Here is a 20983-nt window from a genome sequence, read left to right on the forward strand (position 1 = left end):
ATGACCCGGACCCTGCCCGCGGATCTCACCGTCACGGTGCGGGTTCCGGCGTCCAGCGCCAATCTGGGGCCGGGTTTCGATTCCCTGGGTATCGCCCTCGGTCTGTACGACGAGATCACGGTGCGCACCACCGAATCCGGTCTCACCATCAAGGTGGAGGGTGAGGGGGCCGACGATGTGCCGTGGGGCCCTTCACATCTGGTGGTGCGCGCCATCGAACGCGGACTGGAATCCGCGGGTGTCTGGGCTGACGGCCTGGACGTGGTGTGCCGCAATGTGATTCCCCACTCGCGGGGGCTGGGTTCCTCGGCCTCGGCGGTGGTGGGCGGACTGGCCGCGGGGCGCGGCCTGGCCGCCAAGTTCGATCCGGCGCTGAATTTCGGCGATGACGCGATGGTGCAGCTGTCCTCGGAATTCGAGGGGCATCCCGACAACGCGGCGGCCAGTGTGCTGGGCGGAATCGTGGTGTCCTGGACCGAAACCGACCGTCCCGACGACGCGGCGGCCAATGGGGTGGTCGACCATCGCACCCGCAGCTACCGGGCCGTCCGGCTGGATCCGCATCCCTCGCTGCGTCCGTTCGTGCTCATTCCCACCGAGCGCTCCTCCACGGCGCACACCCGCGGTTTGCTGCCCGACACCGTGCCGCATGCCGACGCGGCCTTCAATGCCAGCCGTTCCGCGCTGGCGGTAGTGGCCTTGACACAGCGTCCGGACCTGCTGCTGCCCGCCACCGCCGACCGGCTACACCAGGGCTACCGGGCCTCGGCGCTGCCATTGACCACGAAATGGATCGACACGCTGCGCGCGGCCGGAATCGCGGCCACCGTCTCGGGCGCCGGACCCACGGTATTGGCCCTGGGTACCGGTGAATTCCCGGCGGAGCTGCGGGAACTCGCCGCCGCCGACGGGATGCGCGTGGTCGAGCCCGGCATCGCCGACGGCGTGCTGGTGGACTGATCGCCGACGTATTGCCGGATTGACAGCGTGCCTGCCTTGCCGATGCAACTGGTGAGAGCTATCCTGGGGCGGTCCGTACATCGTGCGCGTCAGACGCCGGTGCTTCATCAGGGCAATCGCTCCAGAGGCTCCTTGCTCAGGCTCGAGGCTCGAGCTCGAAACTTGGGGGTAGCCAGTCAACTGGAATGATCTCTCCCACCTTTTGCAGTCGGTGGCGAAGCCCAGCAGTCGGTGGCGAAAACTACGCAGTGGCACCACACCACCACGTGGCGAAACCACCGGTCCGGCGGGGCAGGCGATGCGGCATCCGAGTCCGGCACACGACCGGATTGCAGGAGAAACCCTCGACAAGGCACACGGCAATCGAGGGAAGGAAAGGATTTCCGTGACAGATACGGACCTGCTCGCGACACCCGGGGTGGATACCAATTCCGATTCCTCGGGCGACCGCGAAAGTGACTCCGGACAAAGTTCGATCAAGATGAGTGAACATACCGACGTCGCACGATCGGGGCTGACTGGAATGTTGTTGCCGCAGTTGCGTGCGCTTGCGGGAGAACTCGGTATCCGAGGCACTTCCGGGATGCGTAAGGGTGATCTCATCGCCGCCATCAAGGAGAATCAGTCCGGTGGCGCCAAGGCCGCCGCCGCGGGCAAGCCCGCGAAGGGTGGCCGGGGTGAGAAGGCCAAGGCGGATGCCGAGGCCGCCAAGGGCGCGGATACCGCGCCGACCAGCGGGGAGTCCGGATCGGCCAAGGCCGACGCCCCCGCTGCGGCCGAGCGAGCGTCGGCCGAGAACGAGCCGTCCAAGGGCGAGCCCGCCAAGAACGACGCGTCGAAGCGCGGCGCGTCCAAGGGCGAGGCCGCCGAGGCCGCTCCCGCGCAGGAGTCCAAGCGCGACGCGGGCGATGGCGAGGACGGTGGCCGGGAAGGCCAGCGTGGTCGGGGTCGCCAGCGCAGGGGCCGCGAACAGCGCGCCGCCGCGGCGAACAACGCTGCCGCCGAAGGGACTTCGACCGAGGCTGCCTCGAACGAGGGCAAGTCCGAGTCGGAGGGCGAGCGCCGCCGCGATCGCAATCAGGGCGGCGACCGCGGTCAGCAGAACGACCGCCAGCAGAACGACCGCCAGCAGAACCAGAACGGCACCGCTCGCCGCGACGACCGCGGCGGAGACGACGAGGAAGGCGGCCGCGGCCGCCGGGGCCGTCGCTTCCGGGAGCGCCGCCGGGGCCGGGACCGCGACGGCGGCACCGGTGAGTCCCGTGAGATGGAGATCCGCGAGGACGACGTCCTGCAGCCGGTGGCGGGCATTCTCGACGTGCTCGACAACTACGCGTTCGTGCGCACCTCCGGCTACCTGGCCGGCCCGAACGACGTGTACGTGTCGATGAACCTGGTCCGCAAGAACGGCCTGCGCCGCGGTGACGCCATCACCGGCGCCGTGCGCGCGCCCCGCGACGGCGATCAGAGCAACCAGCGCCAGAAGTTCGACCCGCTGGTGCGCCTGGACACCGTCAACGGCTCGGATATCGAATCCGCCAAGCGCCGCCCGGAGTTCAACAAGCTGACCCCGCTGTACCCGAATCAGCGCCTGCGGCTGGAGACCCAGCCCAACAAGCTGACCACGCGTGTGATCGACCTGATCATGCCGATCGGCAAGGGTCAGCGCGCCCTGATCGTGTCGCCGCCCAAGGCCGGTAAGACCACGATCATGCAGGACATCGCGAACGCCATCGCGACCAACAACCCCGAGTGCTACCTGATGGTCGTGCTGGTGGACGAGCGTCCCGAGGAAGTGACCGATATGCAGCGCTCCGTGCGCGGCGAGGTCATCGCCTCCACGTTCGACCGGCCGCCGAGCGATCACACCTCGGTCGCCGAGCTCGCCATCGAGCGGGCCAAGCGCCTGGTGGAGATGGGTCAGGACGTCGTGGTGCTGCTCGACTCCATCACTCGACTGGGTCGCGCGTACAACAACTCCTCGCCCGCCTCGGGCCGCATCCTCTCCGGTGGTGTGGACTCGACCGCGCTGTACCCGCCCAAGCGGTTCCTCGGTGCGGCCCGCAATATCGAGAACGGCGGCTCGCTCACCATCATCGCCACCGCGATGGTGGAGACCGGCTCCACCGGTGACACGGTCATCTTCGAGGAGTTCAAGGGCACCGGCAACGCCGAGCTCAAGCTGGACCGCAAGATCGCCGAGCGCCGCGTGTTCCCGGCGGTGGACGTCAACCCGTCCGGCACCCGCCGCGACGATCTACTGATGTCGCCGGACGAGGCCGCGGTCATCCACAAGCTGCGGCGCGTGCTGTCCGGCCTGGATTCGCATCAGGCGATCGATCTGCTGATCGACCGGTTGAAGAAGTCCAAGAGCAATGTCGAGTTCCTCATGCAGGTCTCGAAGACCGCTCCGGGCGCACTCGACGAGTAGGGCATGAGCCGGAAGGGCGCGAAATACCGTGCCGCCCTTCCGATCGCGGCTCGAATCGGCTCGGCGGCTCCGCTTCGGCGGGGCCGCCGGCGTGCTGTCGGGGCGGGGCGCGGGCTGTAGAAGAACAGTCCGATCAACGCCGCGCCGACGATCAGGAAGCCGATGATGGTGGCGGTCACGGCGACCTGTGCGCCGGACGCCGTGACCGCCGTGTAGGTGAGATCGCCGGTGCCCGGCCGCGGTGCGCGGGAATGCACCGCCGGGTTGGGTTCGGGCCTGGCGCACCATCCCACGACCACCCCCAGGAGCAGCGCTGCGAAGACACCGCCCGCGATGATCTCGGCTCGGCGTTCGTGTGTCCGGTTCACAGCTGTCCTTCCTGTTCGTAGGGGTTCCTCTCACCTGATACGACACTATGAACAACGGTGTTCGCATTCTTGAGTAGACGGCTACTCGACTTTCAGGGTGACTCGAGTCCTCGGAAGGCGCGTGCCCGCAATTCCTTGGGGGTGGATTCGGAACAAATCCGACCAACCCCATGTTCTCGATTACGGTCGTCGCGCACATCGCCCGCGAGAACTACTCCGGATGGGGGAGGAGTTCAGGGTTCACTCGGGTGCCGCCACCCTGGTGCGGACGGCCGGAGGGACCGGGAACAACGCCCCGCGAGACGGCGTTTATACTGGTCCGTCGGCAACCATGCCTAGTCGGTTCCGGTTCACGTCCTCGGTCGTCGAGGGCGACCCGGCGACCATCGAAAGGACATCCATGAAGGCAGGAATTCACCCCACGTACGTGGACACCACGGTCGTGTGCGGCTGCGGCAACACCTTCCAGACTCGCAGCACCAAGGAGTCGGGCCACATCACCGTCGAGGTCTGCTCCCAGTGCCACCCGTTCTACACGGGCAAGCAGAAGATCCTGGACACCGGTGGCCGCGTGGCTCGCTTCGAGGCTCGCTACGGCAAGCGCGCGAAGGCTGCCAAGTAGCTACCCCGCCGACGCCCGTCCTGCACCCGCAGGTCGGGCGTCGCTGTGTTTGCGCCAGCCTCGATCCCATTCACTCCCAAGGAGCACATGTCATGGCCGACAAGTCCGCGGCCCCGTCCGCTATCGACGACATTCTGGCCGAATACGCCGGTTTGGAGACGCAGCTGGCGGATCCGGCGCTGCACAACGATCCGGGGGCCGCGCGGCGCGTCGGCAAGCGGTTCGCGGAACTCGGGCCGGTCATGTCCACCTACAACAAGCTGACCTCCGCGCGGGACGATCTGGCCGCGGCCGAGGAGCTGGCCGCCGACGACGCGTCCTTCGCCGCCGAGGTGCCCGCGCTGCGCGAACAGGTCGAGGAGCTGGAGCAGACCCTCACCGATCTGCTCGCCCCGCGCGATCCGCACGACGCCGACGATGTGGTGCTCGAGGTGAAATCCGGTGAGGGCGGCGAGGAATCGGCGCTGTTCGCCTCCGATCTGGCGCGCATGTACATCCGCTACGCCGAACGGCGCGGGTGGAAGGTCGAGGTGCTGGGCGTCACCTATTCCGATCTGGACGGTTACAAGGAGGCCACCTTCTCCATCCGGAGCAGGGAACCCAGCCGCGACGGCGTGTGGTCCCGGCTCAAATGGGAGGGCGGCGTGCACCGCGTGCAGCGCGTGCCGGTCACCGAATCGCAGGGGCGCATCCACACCTCCGCGGCCGGTGTGCTCGTCTACCCCGAACCCGACGAGGTCGAGCAGGTGCAGATCGACGAGAAGGATCTGCGCGTCGACGTCTACCGCTCCTCCGGCAAGGGCGGTCAGGGCGTCAACACCACCGACTCCGCCGTGCGCCTCACCCACCTGCCCACCGGCATCGTGGTGACCTGCCAGAACGAACGCTCGCAGCTGCAGAACAAGATCCGCGCCATGCAGGTGCTGGCCGCGCGCCTGCAGGCGCTCGCCGAGGAGCAGGCCGAGCAGGAGGCCGCCGCGGGCCGTGCCTCGCAGATCCGCACCGTGGACCGCTCCGAACGCATCCGCACCTACAACTTCCCGGAGAACCGCATCGCCGACCACCGCATCGGCTTCAAGGCGCACAATCTGGACTCGGTGCTGGACGGCAACCTCGACGACCTGCTCGACGCCCTCGCCGAAGCCGACCGGACGGCTCGGCTCACGGCGGAGTAAGCCACCCGGTACCGAGGCGGGCAGCCGTCCGCCCCATCGCGATCGGGCGGTCCCGGTCGGAGCCAGGTGGTGGCCCACCGCCGACACTCGTGGACGCGGCGGTAGCGCGGTGGCACCCGGGTGGCCGAGCCGATCGAGCAGCCCCGGGGTGGAGCCGGGCGGCAGTCGACTCCGCGTCAGTGTCGTCCGCCGTCACGACCGCGTCGTGCGGGCGCGTCCACGCCGTGCCATCGGAGGAGCGCGTGGCTTCCGGCCGTGGCAGGGCGTGGATGATGAGGGTGCCGCCGGACTCGGCTGGACGATGGGACGGCGGTCGTCGTGAGAGCATGGCGGGAGTTCGCCGGAGAGGTCGGAACAGCGATATGACACGTGTGGGGGTGCGAGCCGCGATCCGCGAGGCCGCCGAGACACTGGCGGCGGCCGGGGTGCACAGCCCGCACCCGGATGCGGAACTGCTCGCCGCGCATGTGCTGGGTGTGGACCGCATGCGCCTGATGATGGTCCCGCTGCTCACGCCGGAGCAGTTGGCGGATTTCCGGGCGCTGGTGACCCGCCGCGCGGAACGCGTTCCGCTGCAACACCTCACCGGCACGGCCGCGATGGGCGAGATCGACCTCGCCGTCGGCCCCGGAGTGTTCGTTCCCCGCCCCGAGACCGAACTGCTCTTCGCCTGGGCGCTGGCCCACCTGGAGGCGGTCGGCCACGAGCACCGGCCCGTCGTGGTGGATCTGTGCACCGGCTCCGGCGCGCTGGCCCTCGCCATCGCGCACGCCCGCCCCGACGCCCGGGTGCACGCCGTGGAGCTGGATCCGGCGGCCCTGGACTGGGCCCGCCGCAACGCCCTGCACCGGGCCGAGCAGGGCGACACCCCGATCGACCTGCACGCGGGCGACGTCACCGCCCCCGACCTGCTGTGCCACCTGAACGGCACGGTCGACATCGTCGTCGCCAACCCGCCCTACATCCCCGAATCCGCCCGGCTGGACCCCGAGGTCGCCGACCACGACCCGCACCGCGCTCTCTTCGGCGGCCCCGACGGCCTCTCCGTCATCCGCCCCATGATCACCACCATCGCCCGCCTGCTCCGCCCCGACGGCGTCACCGCCGTCGAACACGACGACACCAACGGCTCCGCCACCGCGGCCCTTTTCCACTCCCACGGCGGCTTCGACGCCATCGTCGAACACCCCGACCTGGCCGGAAAACCCCGCTTCGTCGCCGCCCGCCGCACCCGCGCCTCGTGACCCACCGCCCCTAGAGACTTGCCGAGAGCGCATCCGTGCCAAGATGTTGCGCGTGAGTACCGTCTACGACTGCGCCGATCCCGATTCGCGCGCCGCGGGACTGACTGCCGCGCGCAGCGCGCTGAAGTCCGGGCGGTTGGCCGTCATTCCGACCGACACGCTCTACGGCATCGCGGCCGACGCCTTCGACAGCTCGGCCGTGGCCGCGCTGCTGGCGGCCAAGCGGCGCGGGCGGGATATGCCGGTGCCGGTGCTGGTGGGCTCGTGGAACACCATCGACGGACTGGTGTTCTCGGTGCGCCCGCAGGCGCGCGACCTGATCCGGGCCTTCTGGCCGGGTGCGCTGAGTCTCGTTGTGCAGCAGGCCCCTTCGCTGGCCTGGGATCTGGGCGACGCGCGCGGAACAGTCATGCTGCGGATGCCCCTGCACCCGGTCGCGCTGGAACTGCTGCGCGAGGTCGGGCCGCTGGCGGTGTCGAGCGCCAACGTGTCGGGCCAGCCGCCCGCCGCCACCGTCGGCGAGGCGCGCGACCAGCTGGGCGAACTCGTCGGTGTCTACCTCGACGGCGGCAAGGCCGAGCACGCGCTGGCCTCCACCATCGTGGACCTGACCGCCGACACCCCGCGCATCCTGCGCGAGGGCGCGGTGTCGACGGCAGCGGTCGCCGAAGTGCTCGGCGTGTCGCCGGAGGAGCTCGTCTCGCAGGCAACGCGGTGACGGCCCGGTAGATGGTGTCGAGCAGCGACCTGCTGAGCCAAGGCGGTTTCAGTACGGCGGCGGTGGTCCCCCTGCGGGAGCTGCTGCTGGTACTGCTGGTCGCCACGGTGGTGACCTATCTGTCCACCGGCGGAGTCCGGGTGGGGGCCATCGCGTTCGGCGCGGTGGCGGTGCCCCGCGAGCGCGACGTGCACGTGAAGCCGATTCCCCGCATGGGCGGGGTGGGCATCTATCTGGGCGTGCTCGGCGCCGTGCTGTTCGCCCATCAGCTGCCCGCGCTGCGCCGCGGCTTCGACTATCCCGCCGATATTCCGGCCGTGGTGGTCGCGGGCACGCTCATCGTGCTGGTCGGCATTATCGACGACCGCTGGGGGCTGGACTGGCTGACCAAGCTCGTCGGCCAGATCACCGCCGCCGGGGTCATGGCGGTGATGGGCCTGAGCTGGGTGGCCATCTACAACCCGTTCACCAATACCACCGTGGTGCTCGACCAGCTCCAGGGCGGCCTGGTCACCGTCGGCATCACCGTCACCATGATCAACGCCATGAATTTCGTGGACGGCCTGGACGGTCTGGCGGCGGGGCTGGGCTTGATCGCCGCCGTGGCGGTTTTCGTGTTCACCGTCGGCCTGCTCTACGAACAGGGCGGTTCCACCGACACCTATCCGCCCGCGTTGCTGGCGGCGGCGCTGGCGGGCGGCTGTCTCGGATTCCTGGCGCACAATTTCCAGCCCGCCCGGATATTCATGGGTGATTCCGGCTCGATGCTCATCGGATTGATGCTCGCCGCGGTCTCCACCGGCGCGTCCGGCCGAATTCCGCTCCAGGGTTACGGCACCCGCGACATCGTCGGTCTGCTGTCGCCGCTGTTGCTGGTGGGCGCGGTCATGTTCATTCCGGTACTCGATCTTGTTCTGGCCATCGTGCGCCGCGTGCGCGCGGGTGTGAGTTTCTCCACCCCGGACAAAATGCACTTGCACCACCGATTGCTCCAGATCGGACATTCGCATCGCCGGGTGGTGCTGCTGATCTACCTGTGGGTGAGCGTGCTCGCATTCGGGGCGGTCGGTTCGTCGCTCATGGATCGCCGCGTGGTGGTGCTGCTGTTCGCCGGGGGCCTGGTTTTCGCTCTCGTGATCACCGCCGTTCCGTCCATGGGGGAACTGACCCTGAAGGGCGGTCGCAAACCGCCGCGCGGCCCCGACGCGGCCCGCGGGTAAAGTGGGTCGGCGTGACTACGGCATCCAATCCCGGCCAGGACGCACCACTGCGGGCCGCACTGCGCTATGGCATCTTCGGATTGATTGTGCTCGTGGTGATTTCAGCGCTTCTCGGCCTGATCTTCGCCGGGCTCCCCGGACTGTGGGGCGCGCTGCTCGGCGCGGCCATCGGCGGCGGGTTCATTCTCACCACCGCGGCCTCGGTGCTGCTGAGCGCCCGCTTCGATTCCGGAATCCAGGGCCTGGTGCTGCTGGGTGGCTGGGTCGGCAAGATCCTGGTGGCCCTGGCGGTGGTCGCGGTACTGCAGAATTTCGACTTCTACAGCCGCCCCGCGCTGTTCCTGACGGTGGTGGGCGCCCTGCTGGTCGTTCTCGGTGCGGAGACGTACGGCCTTCTGCGCCAACGGGTTCCGGTCATCGATCTGGAAGACCGCTAGGGGGTAGGGGATAGTTCACTCGCTGTTTCCGGCCACCCCCTACACGTTGTCGTAGATAACTTGATAAACTCTTTACCTGTAGGCAACCGAACCAACAGGGGGGTCCCTCGTGGGCCCTGGTGGGGCAGGTTATGCTTACAGCCGTGCCGGGCCCGACGGGGCTCCGGTTCTGCACCGTCGACGATGTCGCCGACGCGCGTACAGACGCCCGGGCGCAGTGCCCGAACAGCTGCTGACGAACTTCGAGCCGACCTGAGTCGACCCACCAGATCGTCAATGTCCGATCGAACCGCGGGTGAAAACATAATCCGCGGCCCGAACACGGGAGAGAACGCTGAGCGTCACCACTTTGGCGGGCGAGTTCCACGCGCCGTCGCTTAACGACTTCTTCCCTCCAGCTCTGCTGTTCGAGGGGACGCCGTTCGAGCTCGACCGTCTGATGCTCGTTCGCATCCTGATGGCTGCCGTACTGGTGGGATTCATGCTGCTGGCATTCCGCAGCCCGAAACTCGTGCCGCGCGGCCTGCAGAACATCGCGGAAACCGGACTCGTCTTCGTCAAGGAGCAGATCTGCGACGAGGTGCTGGGCAAGGAAACCGGAAAGAAGTTCTTCCCGCTCATCGCCTCGATCTTCTTCGCGGTGCTGTTCCTGAATATCTCCGGTGTCATTCCGTTCCTGAACATCTCCTCGAACGCGCGCATCGGCTTCCCGCTGGTGCTGGCGCTGGTCGCCTATGTCGCGTTCAACTACGTGGGCATCAAGAAGTACGGCTTCTTCCACTACATGCGTTCCAGCATCGTGGTGCCGAACGTTCCGCCCGCGATGCACGTGCTGCTGATTCCGATCGAGTTCATCTCGACCTTCCTGCTGCGCCCGTTCACCCTGACCGTTCGACTCATGGCGAACATGCTGGCCGGCCACATCATGCTGGTGCTGTTCTTCAGCGCTACCCACTTCTTCCTGTTCGACGGCGCTGCCTGGATGAAGGTGCTCTCGCCGTTCTCGCTGCTCGGCGGGTTCGCGTTCACCCTCTTCGAACTCCTGGTGGTCTTCCTGCAGGCCTACGTCTTCGCGCTGCTCACGGCCGTGTACATCGGTCTCGCGCAGCACGCCGACTCTCACTGACCGACCGGACAACACACAACCTGCTACACACCGCCGTCGGCGGGTGGGCGACAGAAAGGGAATGAAAGACTCATGAGCCTCGCGTACCTGGCCCAGGAAACCATCGAGACCACCAACACCGGCTACGGCGCCATCGGTTACGGCCTCGCCGCCATCGGCCCCGGCATCGGCGTGGGCATCGTGGTGGGTAAGGCCATCGAGGGCATCGCCCGTCAGCCGGAGCTGCAGGGCACCATCCGGACCAACATGTTCCTGGGTATCGCCTTCACCGAGGCCCTGGCGCTGATCGGCCTCGTGGCCGGCTTCATCTTCTGATTGCGGAAGTCAACTTATGAGCAGCATTCACTTGCTCGCGGCTGAGGGGGAGGAGCAGAACCCCCTCATCCCGGCGACATACGACATCGTCTGGTCGTTGGTCGTCTTCGCGGTCATCGCGTTCGTCTTCTACAAGTACGTCGTCCCGCGCCTGACCAAGGTGCTCGACGAGCGTTCGGAGAAGATCGAGGGCGGTATCGCCAAGGCGGAAGCGGCCCAGGCGGAAGCCCAGGCCACCCTCCAGCAGTACCAGGAGCAGCTGGCCGAGGCTCGGCTCGAGGCCGCCCGCATCCGTGAGGAAGCGCGCACCCAGGGCCAGCAGATCCTCGCGCAGATGCGCGCGGACGCCCAGGCCGAGGCCGACCGCATCGTGGCCTCCGGCCAGACTCAGCTCGAGGCGCAGCGCCAGCAGATCGTGACCGAGCTCCGCTCGGAGCTGGGCGCGACCGCGATCGACCTGGCCGAGAAGATCATCGGGCAGTCGGTGTCCGATCAGGCCAAGCAGGCCGCCTCCATCGACCGGTTCCTCGCGGAGCTGGACGAGAAGAGCGGCATCGGGGTCGGAAGGTAGCGACACGAAAGTGGGAAGCATGTACGCAGCGAGCCGCGAGGCGAGCTCCCGTGCGCGGGAAGCTCTTCGGTCCGCTCTGACCGGCAGCGACACTGTCGCGGAAACGACCGGCTCCGAACTGTTCGCCGTTGTCGCCGTACTCGACGACCAGCGTTCGCTGCGTGTGGCGCTCGCGGATAAGTCGGTGTCGAGCTCGGTGCGCGCCGAGCTCGCCGAACGGGTATTCGGTGGCAAGGTCAGCGCGGCCACCCAGGCGGTGCTCACCACCGCCGTCGCCCAGGACTGGTCGCGGACCCGCGATTTCGTCGACACCCTCGTGCTGCTCGGACAGGAGGCGCTGCTGCGCTCCGCGGCCGACCGCGGCCGCATCGACGCCGTCGAGGACGAGCTGTTCCGGCTGGGCCGGATCGTCGAGGACAACCCGGAGCTGGAGCAGGCGCTGTCGGATCACGGCAAGCCCGCCTCGGTGCGCCGGGAACTGCTGGCCCGCCTGCTCACCGGCAAGGTCGAGGACACCACGGCGAAGCTGGCCGAGCAGGCGGTCGCCCGTCTGCGCGGCAACGGCGTCGGCGCGGCCTTCGACCACCTGTCCGATCTGGCGGCGTCCCTGCGGGACCAGATCGTGGCGCACGTGCGCGCCGCGGTCGAGATGACACCGCAGCAGCGGGAGCACCTGGCTGCTTCACTGCAGCGCCTCTACGACAAGCCCGTCACGGTGCACGTGCAGGTCGACCCCAGCCTGCTGGCCGGTGTCGTCGTGCGCGTGGGCGATGACCTGATCGACGGCAGCGCCGTCGGACGACTGCGGCGACTCCGCCAGAGCCTGGCCTGAGCGCGCAGTCACCCCAACACACCGACATTCGAGACCAGACAGCGAGAGCAGGAAGAACATGGCGGAGCTGACGATCTCCCCCGATGAGATCCGTAGCGCGATCGAGAGCTACACCCAGAGCTACACCCCCGAGACCTCCATCGAGGAAGTCGGTGTCGTCACCGACACCGGCGACGGTATCGCCCACGTCAGCGGCCTGCCGTCGGCGATGGCCAACGAGTTGCTCGAGTTCCCCGGCGGCGTCCAGGGCGTCGCGCTGAACCTCGACGCCACCGAGATCGGTGCGGTCATCCTGGGTGAGTTCACCACCATCGAGGAGGGCCAGCAGGTCCGCCGCACCGGGGACGTGCTCTCGGTCCCGGTGGGCGACAACTTCCTCGGCCGCGTCATCGACCCGCTCGGCGCGCCGATCGACGGCCTCGGCGAGATCGAGTCCACCGAGCGTCGCGTGCTCGAGCTGCAGGCCGCCAGCGTGCTGGAGCGCCAGCCGGTCGGTGAGCCCATGGCCACCGGCATCACCGCCATCGACGCCCTGACCGCCATCGGCCGCGGCCAGCGTCAGCTCGTCATCGGCGACCGCAAGACCGGCAAGACCGCGGTCTGCATCGACGCCATCATCAACCAGAAGGCCAACTGGGCCACCGGTGATCCGACCAAGCAGGTGCGCTGCATCTACGTCGCCATCGGCCAGAAGGGCTCCACCATCGCCGGTGTGAAGGCCGCCCTCGAGGCGCACGGCGCGATGGAGTACACCACCATCGTCGCGGCCCCCGCGTCGGACTCCGCCGGTTTCAAGTGGCTGGCCCCCTACACCGGTTCGGCGCTGGGCCAGCACTGGATGTACCAGGGCAAGCACGTCCTGATCGTGTTCGACGACCTGTCCAAGCAGGCCGAGGCCTACCGCGCCATCTCGCTGCTGCTGCGCCGCCCGCCGGGCCGCGAGGCGTACCCGGGTGACGTCTTCTACCTGCACTCGCGGCTGCTGGAGCGTTGCGCCAAGCTGTCCGACGAGATGGGCGCTGGCTCGATGACCGGTCTGCCGATCATCGAGACCAAGGCCAACGACGTCTCGGCGTTCATTCCCACCAACGTCATCTCCATCACCGACGGCCAGGTCTTCCTGGAGTCGGACCTGTTCAACAAGGGTGTCCGTCCGGCCATCAACGTCGGTATCTCGGTCTCCCGAGTCGGTGGCGCCGCGCAGACCAAGGCCATGAAGAAGGTCTCCGGTTCGCTGCGTCTGGAGCTGGCCTCCTACCGCGAGCTGGAGGCGTTCTCCGCCTTCGCCTCCGACCTGGACGCCGCCTCGCTGGCCCAGCTGGAGCGTGGCGCGCGCTGGGTCGAGCTGCTCAAGCAGGACCAGTACGCCCCGGTGTCGGTCGAGGACCAGGTCGTCTCGCTGTACCTGGTGGACGCGGGCTTCTACGACTCGGTGCCGGTCGGCGACGTGCGTCGGTTCAACACCGAGCTGCTGGAGTTCCTGCACGCCAACGCCCAGGCGTCGTTCGACGCGCTCGAGGGCGGCGCCAAGCCGCTCGACAGCGAGCCCGCCGATGCCATCAAGTCCGCGACCGAGAAGTTCAAGCAGGGCTTCCTCGCCTCCGACGGCTCGCGCGTCGTCAACGAGCCCGAGGCCGGTCAGCTCGACCACGAAGAGGTCGAGTCGCTGTCGGTCACCCGCAAGCGCGTCGAGAAGTAATCGAGACCAGCGATGCGACTGACGGAACGCGGTATTCGCGATGGGCACGAAGGAGGAAGCGTGCGTAACCACGTAGTGCCCCGCGATTGCCGCCATTGGATACTGACGAATGAAGGGAGTGAGTAGATGCCAAGCGTGCGCGAACTGCGCTCCCGCATTCGTAGTGTGAGTTCGATCAAGAAGATCACGAAGGCGCAAGAGCTGATCGCGACCTCGCGAATCAGTAAGGCGCAGGCCCGGGTGGCCGCCGCCAAGCCGTACGCGGAGGAGATCACCAAGGTGCTCGCCGAACTGGCGGGCGCGAGCGGCAATCTCAGCCATCCGCTGCTGTCCGAGCGGTCCAACCCGCGGCGTGCCGCGGTCCTGGTGATCACCAGTGACCGCGGTATGTGCGGTGGTTACAACTCCAATGTGCTCAAGCGAGCCGAGGAGCTGGTGACCACGCTGCGCTCCGAGGGCAAGGAGCCGGTGCTGTACGTCATGGGCGCGAAGGGCCTGACCTACTACACCTTCCGCGATCGCGATGTGACCGGTTCGTGGGTGGGCTTCTCCCAGTCGCCCAACTACGCCGACGCCTCCGCCGCGTGCAACCACCTGGTCGAGGCGTTCATGGCGGGCGCCGACGGCGAGGTCGAAACCCCCAACGGGGTGGGCACCATGGCCGGCGTCGACGAACTGCACATCGTGTACACCCGCTTCGTGTCGATGCTGACGCAGACCCCCGAGGTCCGCCGCCTGGCCCCGATCCAGGTGAGCTTCGTGGACGAGAGCTTCGACCTGGGGCCCGACAGCTTCACCGACTCGGCGTCGGCGGAGCCAACGGCCCAGTACGAGTTCGAGCCGGACGCGGGCACCCTGCTGGGTGCGCTGCTGCCGAAGTACATCAATACGCGGATCTACGCGTCGCTGCTCGACGCGGCGGCATCGGAGTCGGCTGCGCGCCGCACCGCAATGAAGGCCGCGACCGATAACGCCACCGAGCTGGTGAATTCGCTGACTCGGACCGCGAACTCGTTGCGTCAGGCCGGAATCACGCAGGAAATCACCGAAATCGTCGGCGGCGCCAACGCGCTGGCATCGAGCTCGAGCGACTAAGCCCAGGAAGAGAACCAAATGACCGCAGCTGTCACCAAAGAGAACCGGGTTGGCGCCGGCACCGGCCGCGTCTCCCGCGTCATCGGTCCCGTCGTGGACGTCGAGTTCCCGCGGGGCTCGATCCCTGATCTGTACAACGCCCTGCACGCCGACATCGCGCTCGCGTCGGTGGCCAAGACGCTGACCCTCGAGGTCGCGCAGCACCTGGGCGACAACATCGTTCGCACCATTTCGATGCAGCCGACCGACGGTCTGGTCCGCGGCGTCGAGGTGCGCGACACCGGCAAGCCGATCTCGGTGCCCGTCGGTGAGGTCGTCAAGGGCCACGTGTTCAACGCGCTCGGCGACTGCCTGGACTCCCCGGGTCTGGGCCGCGACGGCGAGCAGTGGGGCATCCACCGCCAGCCGCCCGCCTTCGACCAGCTCGAGGGCAAGACCGAGATCCTGGAGACGGGCATCAAGGTCATCGACCTGCTCACCCCGTACGTGAAGGGTGGCAAGATCGGTCTGTTCGGTGGCGCCGGCGTCGGCAAGACCGTGCTGATCCAGGAGATGATCACCCGTATCGCGCGTGAGTTCTCCGGTACGTCCGTGTTCGCGGGCGTCGGTGAGCGCACCCGTGAGGGCACCGACCTGCACCTGGAAATGGAAGAGATGGGCGTCCTCCAGGACACCGCCCTCGTCTTCGGCCAGATGGACGAGCCGCCGGGCACCCGTATGCGCGTCGCCCTCTCGGCCCTGACCATGGCCGAGTACTTCCGTGACGTGCAGAACCAGGACGTGCTGCTCTTCATCGACAACATCTTCCGGTTCACCCAGGCCGGTTCCGAGGTCTCGACCCTGCTGGGTCGTATGCCCTCGGCCGTGGGTTACCAGCCCACCCTGGCCGACGAGATGGGTCAGCTCCAGGAGCGCATCACCTCGACCCGCGGTCGCTCGATCACGTCCATGCAGGCCATCTACGTGCCCGCCGACGACTACACCGACCCGGCCCCGGCGACCACCTTCGCCCACTTGGACGCGACCACCGAGCTTTCGCGCCCGATTTCGCAGAAGGGCATCTACCCGGCCGTCGACCCGCTGACCTCGACCTCTCGTATCCTCGAGGCGTCGATCGTCGGCGAGCGGCACTTCCGGGTTGCCAACGAGGTCAAGCGCATCCTGCAGAAGTACAAGGAGCTGCAGGACATCATCGCCATCCTCGGTATGGACGAGCTCTCCGAGGAGGACAAGGTCCTCGTCGGCCGCGCCCGTCGTCTGGAGAAGTTCCTCGGCCAGAACTTCATCGTGGCCGAGAAGTTCACCGGTCAGCCGGGCTCGGTCGTGCCGCTGGAGCAGACCATCGACGACTTCGATCGCGTCTGCAAGGGCGAGTTCGATCACTTCCCGGAGCAGGCGTTCAACTCCTGCGGTGGTCTCGACGACGTCGAGAAGGCCGCGAAGAAGATCGCCGGAAAGTAGTCGCACATGGCTGAAATGTCGGTCGATCTGGTCGCCGTCGAGCGGCGACTGTGGTCGGGCACCGCGTCTTTCGTGAGTGCCCAGACCACGGAGGGCGAAATCGGCATCATGCCGAACCACGAGCCGCTGCTCGGCCAGCTGGTCGACGGTGGCACCGTGTCCATCCACTCCACCGACGGCGAGAAGATCGTCGCGGCGGTGCACGGCGGATTCTTCTCCGTCACCGCCACCTCGGTCCGCGTGCTGGCGGAATCCGCTGAGCTGGCGGCGGACATCGACGAGGCGGCCGCGCGTGCCGTCCTCGCCGACAGCGAGGCCGGCGACGACGCCAAGGTGGTCGCGCAGGGCCGGGTGCGTGCCCTGGAGAAGGCCAAGGCCTGATCCGAGTCCTCCTCGCGGCGCGGCGGTTCCGGGAATTCCCGGAACCGCCGCGCCGTCGTTTTTCCGGGTGTGTTTAGAATCATGCCGCCGAGTCTCGGCAATTCCGGTTCTTCAGCTTCTGCTTTTCCAGCATTACCTCAATGAGTTGGCGCAGCGCGGTCGCCCTCGTGTAGGTGCGGCCTCGCCACGATGAGCGAGGGGTGAATGAGCAGGTTTGTTTCCATCGCGGCGGCCGCGATAGTCGCCGGTATCGGATTCTTCGCACCCGGGGCGGCCTCGGCGGATGTCGTCGTGCCGCTGCCGGACGGACATATCGAGGGCCCCGGGGTGAAAATCACCAGTCGTGGTGAGCGCGCCATTGTTTCGCCCTCGCTCGCCGCCAATGGGGCGGGTCGTTCGACCTGGGTCTCGGGCAATGTGACGGCCGAGGTGCAGACCCCGGACGGGGAGGTCGGGCCGAACAACGGGCCGCGAAATTTCCCGGGCACCAATAACTCCGGGACGCACGGATCATCCAGTCTCACGGTGGGCTATATCGTCGGCTGCCAGGTCGCGCTGGGCTCGTTCAGCGGCAGCACGTCGGTCGGTATCAGCACGACCCCGAGCCTCTCGGTCGGCTTCAGTTTTCCGCTGTCGCCGGGCGAGGTGAAATGGGTCGCCATCAACAACATCGACCTCGTCAAGAGCGGCACCTACGACATCCAGTACCAGGACGTTCCGATGGAGATACAGGGCTGCGGCGGATACGCGCAGGCCCGGCAGGTCTCCGTGGTGGAGATCATCGGCACGGACTACGCCAAGGTCACCCTCTACGGCCAGCCGTTCAGCATCGGCTGACCGCACCATCGACGACGCGAAGGGATCGCATGTTCGGCATGGGGACAGTACGCGGGGGCGGCAGGACGGTCGGGACGGTGTTCGCGGCGGCGGTGCTGCTCGGACTGCTGCCCGCCGGGACGGCGGGGGCAGACACCTTCATTCCGCTGCCGGGCGGTGAGGTCTCCCGGCAGCTGCCGGACGGCACCACGGTGACCGTCCGGATCGACGGCGAATCGGTGAAGATCAGCCCGTCGATGGGCGGCACGCACATCCACCGCAATGTGTGGGCGACCGGTCGCGGCATCGTCGACCTGTCGGGGCCGAGCGCCGCGACCGCCACCATCAAGATCTCGCCCGGCTACGTGGTGGCCTGCCAGGTGGACATCGGCTCGGTCACCGGGAACAACAGCGGCGGCGCCACCGCCGAGCAGGACGCGCAGGGGGCCTGGTCGGTCGCGCCGAGCGCGGCGGTGGGCGGCGGCATCACGGTGGGCCCGGGCCGGGCTGTCGCCCGGCTGCTGCTCGACCTCGAGCAGCCCGACGACTACGGCCAGGAATCGCACAACCGCTACAACCAGGTGCCGGGCCCGCACGCCAGCGTCAGCTGGATCGACGAGACCTTCTCCGTGGACGGCTGCGGCGGCTACGCTCAGGCTCGCTCCTTCGTCGCCGCCGAGATCGACACCACGAGTTTCGCGGGGAACGTGGTGCTCTGGGGCCAACCGTTCAGCATGGGCTGAACAGCGCATACGTCACATTCGGCGGATGGCCGGGCTCACCGTTCGCGCGGTCGCTACTATCGACCACACGAGCGGAGTCCGGCCTACGGCCGGGCGCGTGATCGACAGCGGCGTGAACGTGAAGGGACGGAGCGACATTGCAGACCGGGATGGTTCTCCTGATCATTCTGGTGCTGCTGCTCGTCGGCCTGGCACTGGCCTCCACCTACCGGCTGGTCATGCTGCGCCGCGGCGGGACGGCCGCGATCGTGCGGGCACTGCCCGCCCGCGGGCACGGCGGCGGGTGGCGGCACGGACTGATCCGCTACGACGAGGACACCCTGGTCTTCTACAAGCTCTCCAGCCTGAAGCTGGGACCGGACTTCGCCATGCGCCGCCTCGGCATCGAGGTGAGCGGCCGCCGCAATCCCGACGGCGACGAATTCGACATCATGACCGATGAGATCGGCATCGTCGAGGTCACCGACGGCGCGGGCAGCTACGAACTGGCCCTGGACCGCGGTGCGCGAGCCGCCTTCCTGTCCTGGGTGGAGTCGCGGCCCTCCGAACGCATCCGCCGCCGCCCCGGCTACTAGCGCCGCGGCGCCGAGATCCGCGGGCGCGGCCCCGCTGTGATCGGCGCTACGGTGGACGTGTGAGTGTGCACCTGACGCGGATCTACACGCGCACCGGAGACGACGGGACCACCGGACTCAGCGACTTCTCGCGGGTGTCCAAGAACGACCCCCGGCTGACCGCCTACGCCGACTGTGACGAGACCAACGCCGCCATCGGCGTCGCCGTCGCGCTGGGGCAGCCCGGCGAACGAATCCTGACGGTCCTGCGTCAGATCCAGAACGACCTGTTCGATGCGGGCGCGGATCTGTCCACGCCCGTGGTCGAGGATCCGAAGTACCCGCCGTTGCGGATCACCCAGCCCTACATCGACCGCCTGGAGCGGTGGTGCGACGAGTTCAACGAGGGTCTGGCCCCGCTGAATTCGTTCATCCTCCCCGGCGGCACGCCCTTGGCCGCGCTCCTGCACACCGCGCGCACGGTGGCGCGGCGGGCGGAGCGCTCGGCCTGGGCGGCGGTGTCGGCGCACCCCGACGACACCAGCGTCCTGCCCGCGAAGTATCTCAACCGCCTGTCGGATCTGCTGTTCATCCTGAGCCGGGTCACCAACCCCGAGGGCGACGTGCTGTGGCAGCCGGGCGGCGGAACCGCCTGATTTGCCCCGGAACTCGCGATCGGAAACGAAAATCCGTCGCCGACAGGCCGATATCGCGGCACACGGGGGCACTGCGGCGCATACACGCGCGCCCCGCCGCTCGCGATGGATAAGCTACCCCTGTGAGTGAACGGTTTCTGGTGACCGGGGGCAAGCGTCTCGTCGGTGAGGTTGCGGTCGGGGGTGCCAAGAACAGCGTCCTCAAACTGATGGCGGCTGCCCTCCTTGCCGAGGGGACGTCCACGATCACGAACTGCCCGGACATTCTCGATGTGCCGCTCATGGCCGAGGTGCTGCGCGGTCTCGGCTGCGATGTCACCATCGACGCCGGAACGGTGTCGATCACGACACCGCCGGAACCCAAGTACCACGCGGACTTTCCGGCCGTGACCCAATTCCGCGCCTCGGTGTGCGTACTGGGTCCGCTCATGGCGCGGTGCAAGCGTGCCGTGGTGGCGCTGCCGGGCGGCGACGCCATCGGTTCCCGCCCCCTCGATATGCACCAGGCCGGACTGCGGCTGCTCGGCGCGACCAGCGAGATCGAGCACGGATGCCTGGTGGCGCGCGCCGACGAGCTGCAGGGCGCGCGCATCCGCCTGGACTTCCCGTCGGTGGGCGCGACCGAGAACATCCTGATGGCGGCGGTGCTGGCCGAGGGGCAGACCGTCATCGACAATGCCGCGCGCGAGCCGGAGATCGTCGATCTGTGCAACATGCTCGTCCGCATGGGCGCGAAGGTCGACGGCGCGGGCACCTCGGTGCTCACCATCGACGGCGTGCGCAAGCTGTCGCCGGTCACCCATCGCGTGATCGGTGACCGCATCGTCGCCGCCACCTGGGGTATCGCCGCGGCCATGACCCAGGGCGACGTGCGCGTCTCCGGGATCAACCCCAAGCATCTGTCCCTGGTGCTGGACAAGCTGCGCTCCGCGGGCGCGCGCATCTCGTTCGAGCCGGACGGCTTCCGGGTGCTGCAATCCGACCGTCCGCGCGCGGTGAACTTCTCGACCCTGCCGTTCCCGGGATTCCCGACCGACCTCCAGCCGATGGCCATCGGGCTGGCCGCGATCGCCGACGGCACCTCGATGATCACCGAGAACATCTTCGAGGCGCGCTTCCGCTTCGTGGAGGAGATGATCCGCCTGGGCGCCGACGCCCGCACCGACGGACATCACGCTGTGGTGCGCGGGATTCCGCGACTGTCCAGTGCGCCGGTGTGGTCGTCCGACATTCGGGCGGGCGCGGGACTGGTGCTGGCCGGCCTGGTCGCCGACGGCAGGACCGAGGTGCACGACGTCTTCCACATCGACCGTGGCTACCCGGATTTCGTGGAGAACCTGCGCTCGCTGGGGGCCGAGATCGAACGGGTCGGCGCCCCGGAGTGACGGGGCGTTCGGTGCGATGATCGCGAAAACCGCCGTTTACCAGGCGATTTGACATGCGAATCAGCACCACGTAACTTATTCCAGGTCAGAGCGACACGGACACCGACCCGGAGCCCCGAGGGCCTGGGAAACGAGGTTGGACGAGAGCGCCTGACGATCACACTGGCTCCACCT

Annotated in this window: 22 protein-coding genes; 21 read left to right on the forward strand and 1 reads right to left on the reverse strand. The window is 67.9% G+C overall.

All coding sequences use genetic code 11. The features are described 5' to 3' along the window. On the forward strand, positions 1-960 hold the full coding sequence (gene thrB / locus QMO76_RS08425; protein WP_306360612.1) for a homoserine kinase: 960 nt from the start codon (positions 1-3) through the stop codon (positions 958-960). Between the two features lie 385 nt (positions 961-1345). After that, on the forward strand, positions 1346-3391 hold the full coding sequence (gene rho, locus QMO76_RS08430; protein WP_306360613.1) for a transcription termination factor Rho: 2046 nt from the start codon (positions 1346-1348) through the stop codon (positions 3389-3391). Here rho and QMO76_RS08435 read toward each other — a convergent pair. After that, the gene (locus tag QMO76_RS08435) at positions 3289-3759 is read right to left on the reverse strand and encodes a hypothetical protein (RefSeq protein WP_306360614.1); all 471 of its coding nucleotides are present in this window, start codon (positions 3757-3759) and stop codon (positions 3289-3291) included. The genes rho and QMO76_RS08435 overlap by 103 nt on opposite strands. A gap of 400 nt (positions 3760-4159) precedes the next feature. Here QMO76_RS08435 and rpmE point away from each other — a divergent pair, with 400 nt between their 5' ends. The 19 genes from rpmE to murA all read left to right on the forward strand — a co-directional run bounded on the left by rpmE (position 4160) and on the right by murA (position 20809). Continuing rightward, the gene (rpmE, locus tag QMO76_RS08440; RefSeq protein ID WP_029925807.1) at positions 4160-4381 is read left to right on the forward strand and encodes a 50S ribosomal protein L31; all 222 of its coding nucleotides are present in this window, start codon (positions 4160-4162) and stop codon (positions 4379-4381) included. A gap of 92 nt (positions 4382-4473) precedes the next feature. Further along, a complete protein-coding gene (prfA, locus tag QMO76_RS08445; RefSeq protein ID WP_306360615.1) occupies positions 4474-5556 on the forward strand; it encodes a peptide chain release factor 1 in 1083 nt (360 codons plus the stop codon). 362 nt (positions 5557-5918) lie between these two features. Further along, the gene (gene prmC / locus QMO76_RS08450) at positions 5919-6800 is read left to right on the forward strand and encodes a peptide chain release factor N(5)-glutamine methyltransferase (RefSeq protein ID WP_306360616.1); all 882 of its coding nucleotides are present in this window, start codon (positions 5919-5921) and stop codon (positions 6798-6800) included. A gap of 52 nt (positions 6801-6852) precedes the next feature. Next, positions 6853-7518 (forward strand): L-threonylcarbamoyladenylate synthase, encoded by a 666-nt coding sequence (locus QMO76_RS08455; protein WP_306360617.1) that lies wholly within the window; start codon positions 6853-6855, stop codon positions 7516-7518. A gap of 11 nt (positions 7519-7529) precedes the next feature. Then, the gene (locus tag QMO76_RS08460; RefSeq protein WP_306360618.1) at positions 7530-8738 is read left to right on the forward strand and encodes an MraY family glycosyltransferase; all 1209 of its coding nucleotides are present in this window, start codon (positions 7530-7532) and stop codon (positions 8736-8738) included. Positions 8739-8749: 11 nt separating this feature from the next. Then, positions 8750-9175, forward strand: coding sequence for a hypothetical protein (locus tag QMO76_RS08465; RefSeq protein WP_306360619.1), 426 nt, complete (start codon positions 8750-8752; stop codon positions 9173-9175). Positions 9176-9575: 400 nt separating this feature from the next. Further along, positions 9576-10301, forward strand: coding sequence for a F0F1 ATP synthase subunit A (gene atpB / locus QMO76_RS08470; RefSeq protein WP_306360653.1), 726 nt, complete (start codon positions 9576-9578; stop codon positions 10299-10301). Positions 10302-10373: 72 nt separating this feature from the next. Then, positions 10374-10616, forward strand: coding sequence for an ATP synthase F0 subunit C (locus QMO76_RS08475; protein ID WP_306360620.1), 243 nt, complete (start codon positions 10374-10376; stop codon positions 10614-10616). 16 nt (positions 10617-10632) lie between these two features. Beyond that, positions 10633-11187 (forward strand): F0F1 ATP synthase subunit B, encoded by a 555-nt coding sequence (locus tag QMO76_RS08480; RefSeq protein ID WP_306360621.1) that lies wholly within the window; start codon positions 10633-10635, stop codon positions 11185-11187. A 19-nt stretch (positions 11188-11206) separates the two neighbouring features. Beyond that, complete coding sequence (locus tag QMO76_RS08485; RefSeq protein ID WP_306360622.1) at positions 11207-12019, forward strand: F0F1 ATP synthase subunit delta; 813 nt, start codon at positions 11207-11209, stop codon at positions 12017-12019. 58 nt (positions 12020-12077) lie between these two features. Continuing rightward, positions 12078-13718 (forward strand): F0F1 ATP synthase subunit alpha, encoded by a 1641-nt coding sequence (atpA, locus tag QMO76_RS08490; protein ID WP_306360623.1) that lies wholly within the window; start codon positions 12078-12080, stop codon positions 13716-13718. A gap of 126 nt (positions 13719-13844) precedes the next feature. Continuing rightward, complete coding sequence (locus QMO76_RS08495) at positions 13845-14813, forward strand: F0F1 ATP synthase subunit gamma (protein ID WP_306360624.1); 969 nt, start codon at positions 13845-13847, stop codon at positions 14811-14813. Between the two features lie 18 nt (positions 14814-14831). Beyond that, positions 14832-16274 (forward strand): F0F1 ATP synthase subunit beta, encoded by a 1443-nt coding sequence (gene atpD, locus QMO76_RS08500; protein ID WP_306360625.1) that lies wholly within the window; start codon positions 14832-14834, stop codon positions 16272-16274. A gap of 6 nt (positions 16275-16280) precedes the next feature. After that, a complete protein-coding gene (locus QMO76_RS08505) occupies positions 16281-16655 on the forward strand; it encodes a F0F1 ATP synthase subunit epsilon (RefSeq protein WP_306360626.1) in 375 nt (124 codons plus the stop codon). A 204-nt stretch (positions 16656-16859) separates the two neighbouring features. Further along, the gene (locus tag QMO76_RS08510; RefSeq protein ID WP_306360627.1) at positions 16860-17492 is read left to right on the forward strand and encodes an MspA family porin; all 633 of its coding nucleotides are present in this window, start codon (positions 16860-16862) and stop codon (positions 17490-17492) included. A 38-nt stretch (positions 17493-17530) separates the two neighbouring features. Continuing rightward, positions 17531-18214, forward strand: a complete 684-nt coding sequence (locus tag QMO76_RS08515; RefSeq protein WP_306360628.1) for an MspA family porin — start codon at positions 17531-17533, stop codon at positions 18212-18214. 149 nt (positions 18215-18363) lie between these two features. Next, positions 18364-18789 (forward strand): DUF2550 domain-containing protein, encoded by a 426-nt coding sequence (locus QMO76_RS08520; protein WP_306360629.1) that lies wholly within the window; start codon positions 18364-18366, stop codon positions 18787-18789. A gap of 59 nt (positions 18790-18848) precedes the next feature. Next, positions 18849-19424: a cob(I)yrinic acid a,c-diamide adenosyltransferase gene (locus tag QMO76_RS08525; protein ID WP_306360630.1), complete on the forward strand. Its 576-nt coding sequence runs from the start codon at positions 18849-18851 to the stop codon at positions 19422-19424. A 122-nt stretch (positions 19425-19546) separates the two neighbouring features. Further along, the gene (gene murA, locus QMO76_RS08530; protein WP_306360631.1) at positions 19547-20809 is read left to right on the forward strand and encodes a UDP-N-acetylglucosamine 1-carboxyvinyltransferase; all 1263 of its coding nucleotides are present in this window, start codon (positions 19547-19549) and stop codon (positions 20807-20809) included. Positions 20810-20983: the final 174 nt, after the last annotated feature.

Origin of the sequence: Nocardia sp. CC227C (genome assembly GCF_030767025.1) — a bacterium.
In the GTDB taxonomy this organism is placed as follows: domain Bacteria; phylum Actinomycetota; class Actinomycetes; order Mycobacteriales; family Mycobacteriaceae; genus Nocardia.

Excerpts from the sequence above, each read along its gene's own strand:
- thrB (WP_306360612.1), top strand. The coding sequence starts at position 1 with ATGACCCGGACCCTGCCCGCGGATCTCACCGTCACGGTGCGGGTTCCG.
- rpmE (WP_029925807.1), top strand. The coding sequence starts at position 4,160 with ATGAAGGCAGGAATTCACCCCACGTACGTGGACACCACGGTCGTGTGC.
- prfA (WP_306360615.1), top strand. The coding sequence starts at position 4,474 with ATGGCCGACAAGTCCGCGGCCCCGTCCGCTATCGACGACATTCTGGCC.
- prmC (WP_306360616.1), top strand. The coding sequence starts at position 5,919 with ATGACACGTGTGGGGGTGCGAGCCGCGATCCGCGAGGCCGCCGAGACA.
- QMO76_RS08460 (WP_306360618.1), top strand. The coding sequence starts at position 7,530 with ATGGTGTCGAGCAGCGACCTGCTGAGCCAAGGCGGTTTCAGTACGGCG.
- QMO76_RS08475 (WP_306360620.1), top strand. The coding sequence starts at position 10,374 with ATGAGCCTCGCGTACCTGGCCCAGGAAACCATCGAGACCACCAACACC.
- QMO76_RS08480 (WP_306360621.1), top strand. The coding sequence starts at position 10,633 with ATGAGCAGCATTCACTTGCTCGCGGCTGAGGGGGAGGAGCAGAACCCC.
- QMO76_RS08485 (WP_306360622.1), top strand. The coding sequence starts at position 11,207 with ATGTACGCAGCGAGCCGCGAGGCGAGCTCCCGTGCGCGGGAAGCTCTT.
- atpA (WP_306360623.1), top strand. The coding sequence starts at position 12,078 with ATGGCGGAGCTGACGATCTCCCCCGATGAGATCCGTAGCGCGATCGAG.
- QMO76_RS08495 (WP_306360624.1), top strand. The coding sequence starts at position 13,845 with ATGCCAAGCGTGCGCGAACTGCGCTCCCGCATTCGTAGTGTGAGTTCG.
- atpD (WP_306360625.1), top strand. The coding sequence starts at position 14,832 with ATGACCGCAGCTGTCACCAAAGAGAACCGGGTTGGCGCCGGCACCGGC.
- QMO76_RS08505 (WP_306360626.1), top strand. The coding sequence starts at position 16,281 with ATGGCTGAAATGTCGGTCGATCTGGTCGCCGTCGAGCGGCGACTGTGG.
- QMO76_RS08510 (WP_306360627.1), top strand. The coding sequence starts at position 16,860 with ATGAGCAGGTTTGTTTCCATCGCGGCGGCCGCGATAGTCGCCGGTATC.
- QMO76_RS08515 (WP_306360628.1), top strand. The coding sequence starts at position 17,531 with ATGGGGACAGTACGCGGGGGCGGCAGGACGGTCGGGACGGTGTTCGCG.
- QMO76_RS08520 (WP_306360629.1), top strand. The coding sequence starts at position 18,364 with ATGGTTCTCCTGATCATTCTGGTGCTGCTGCTCGTCGGCCTGGCACTG.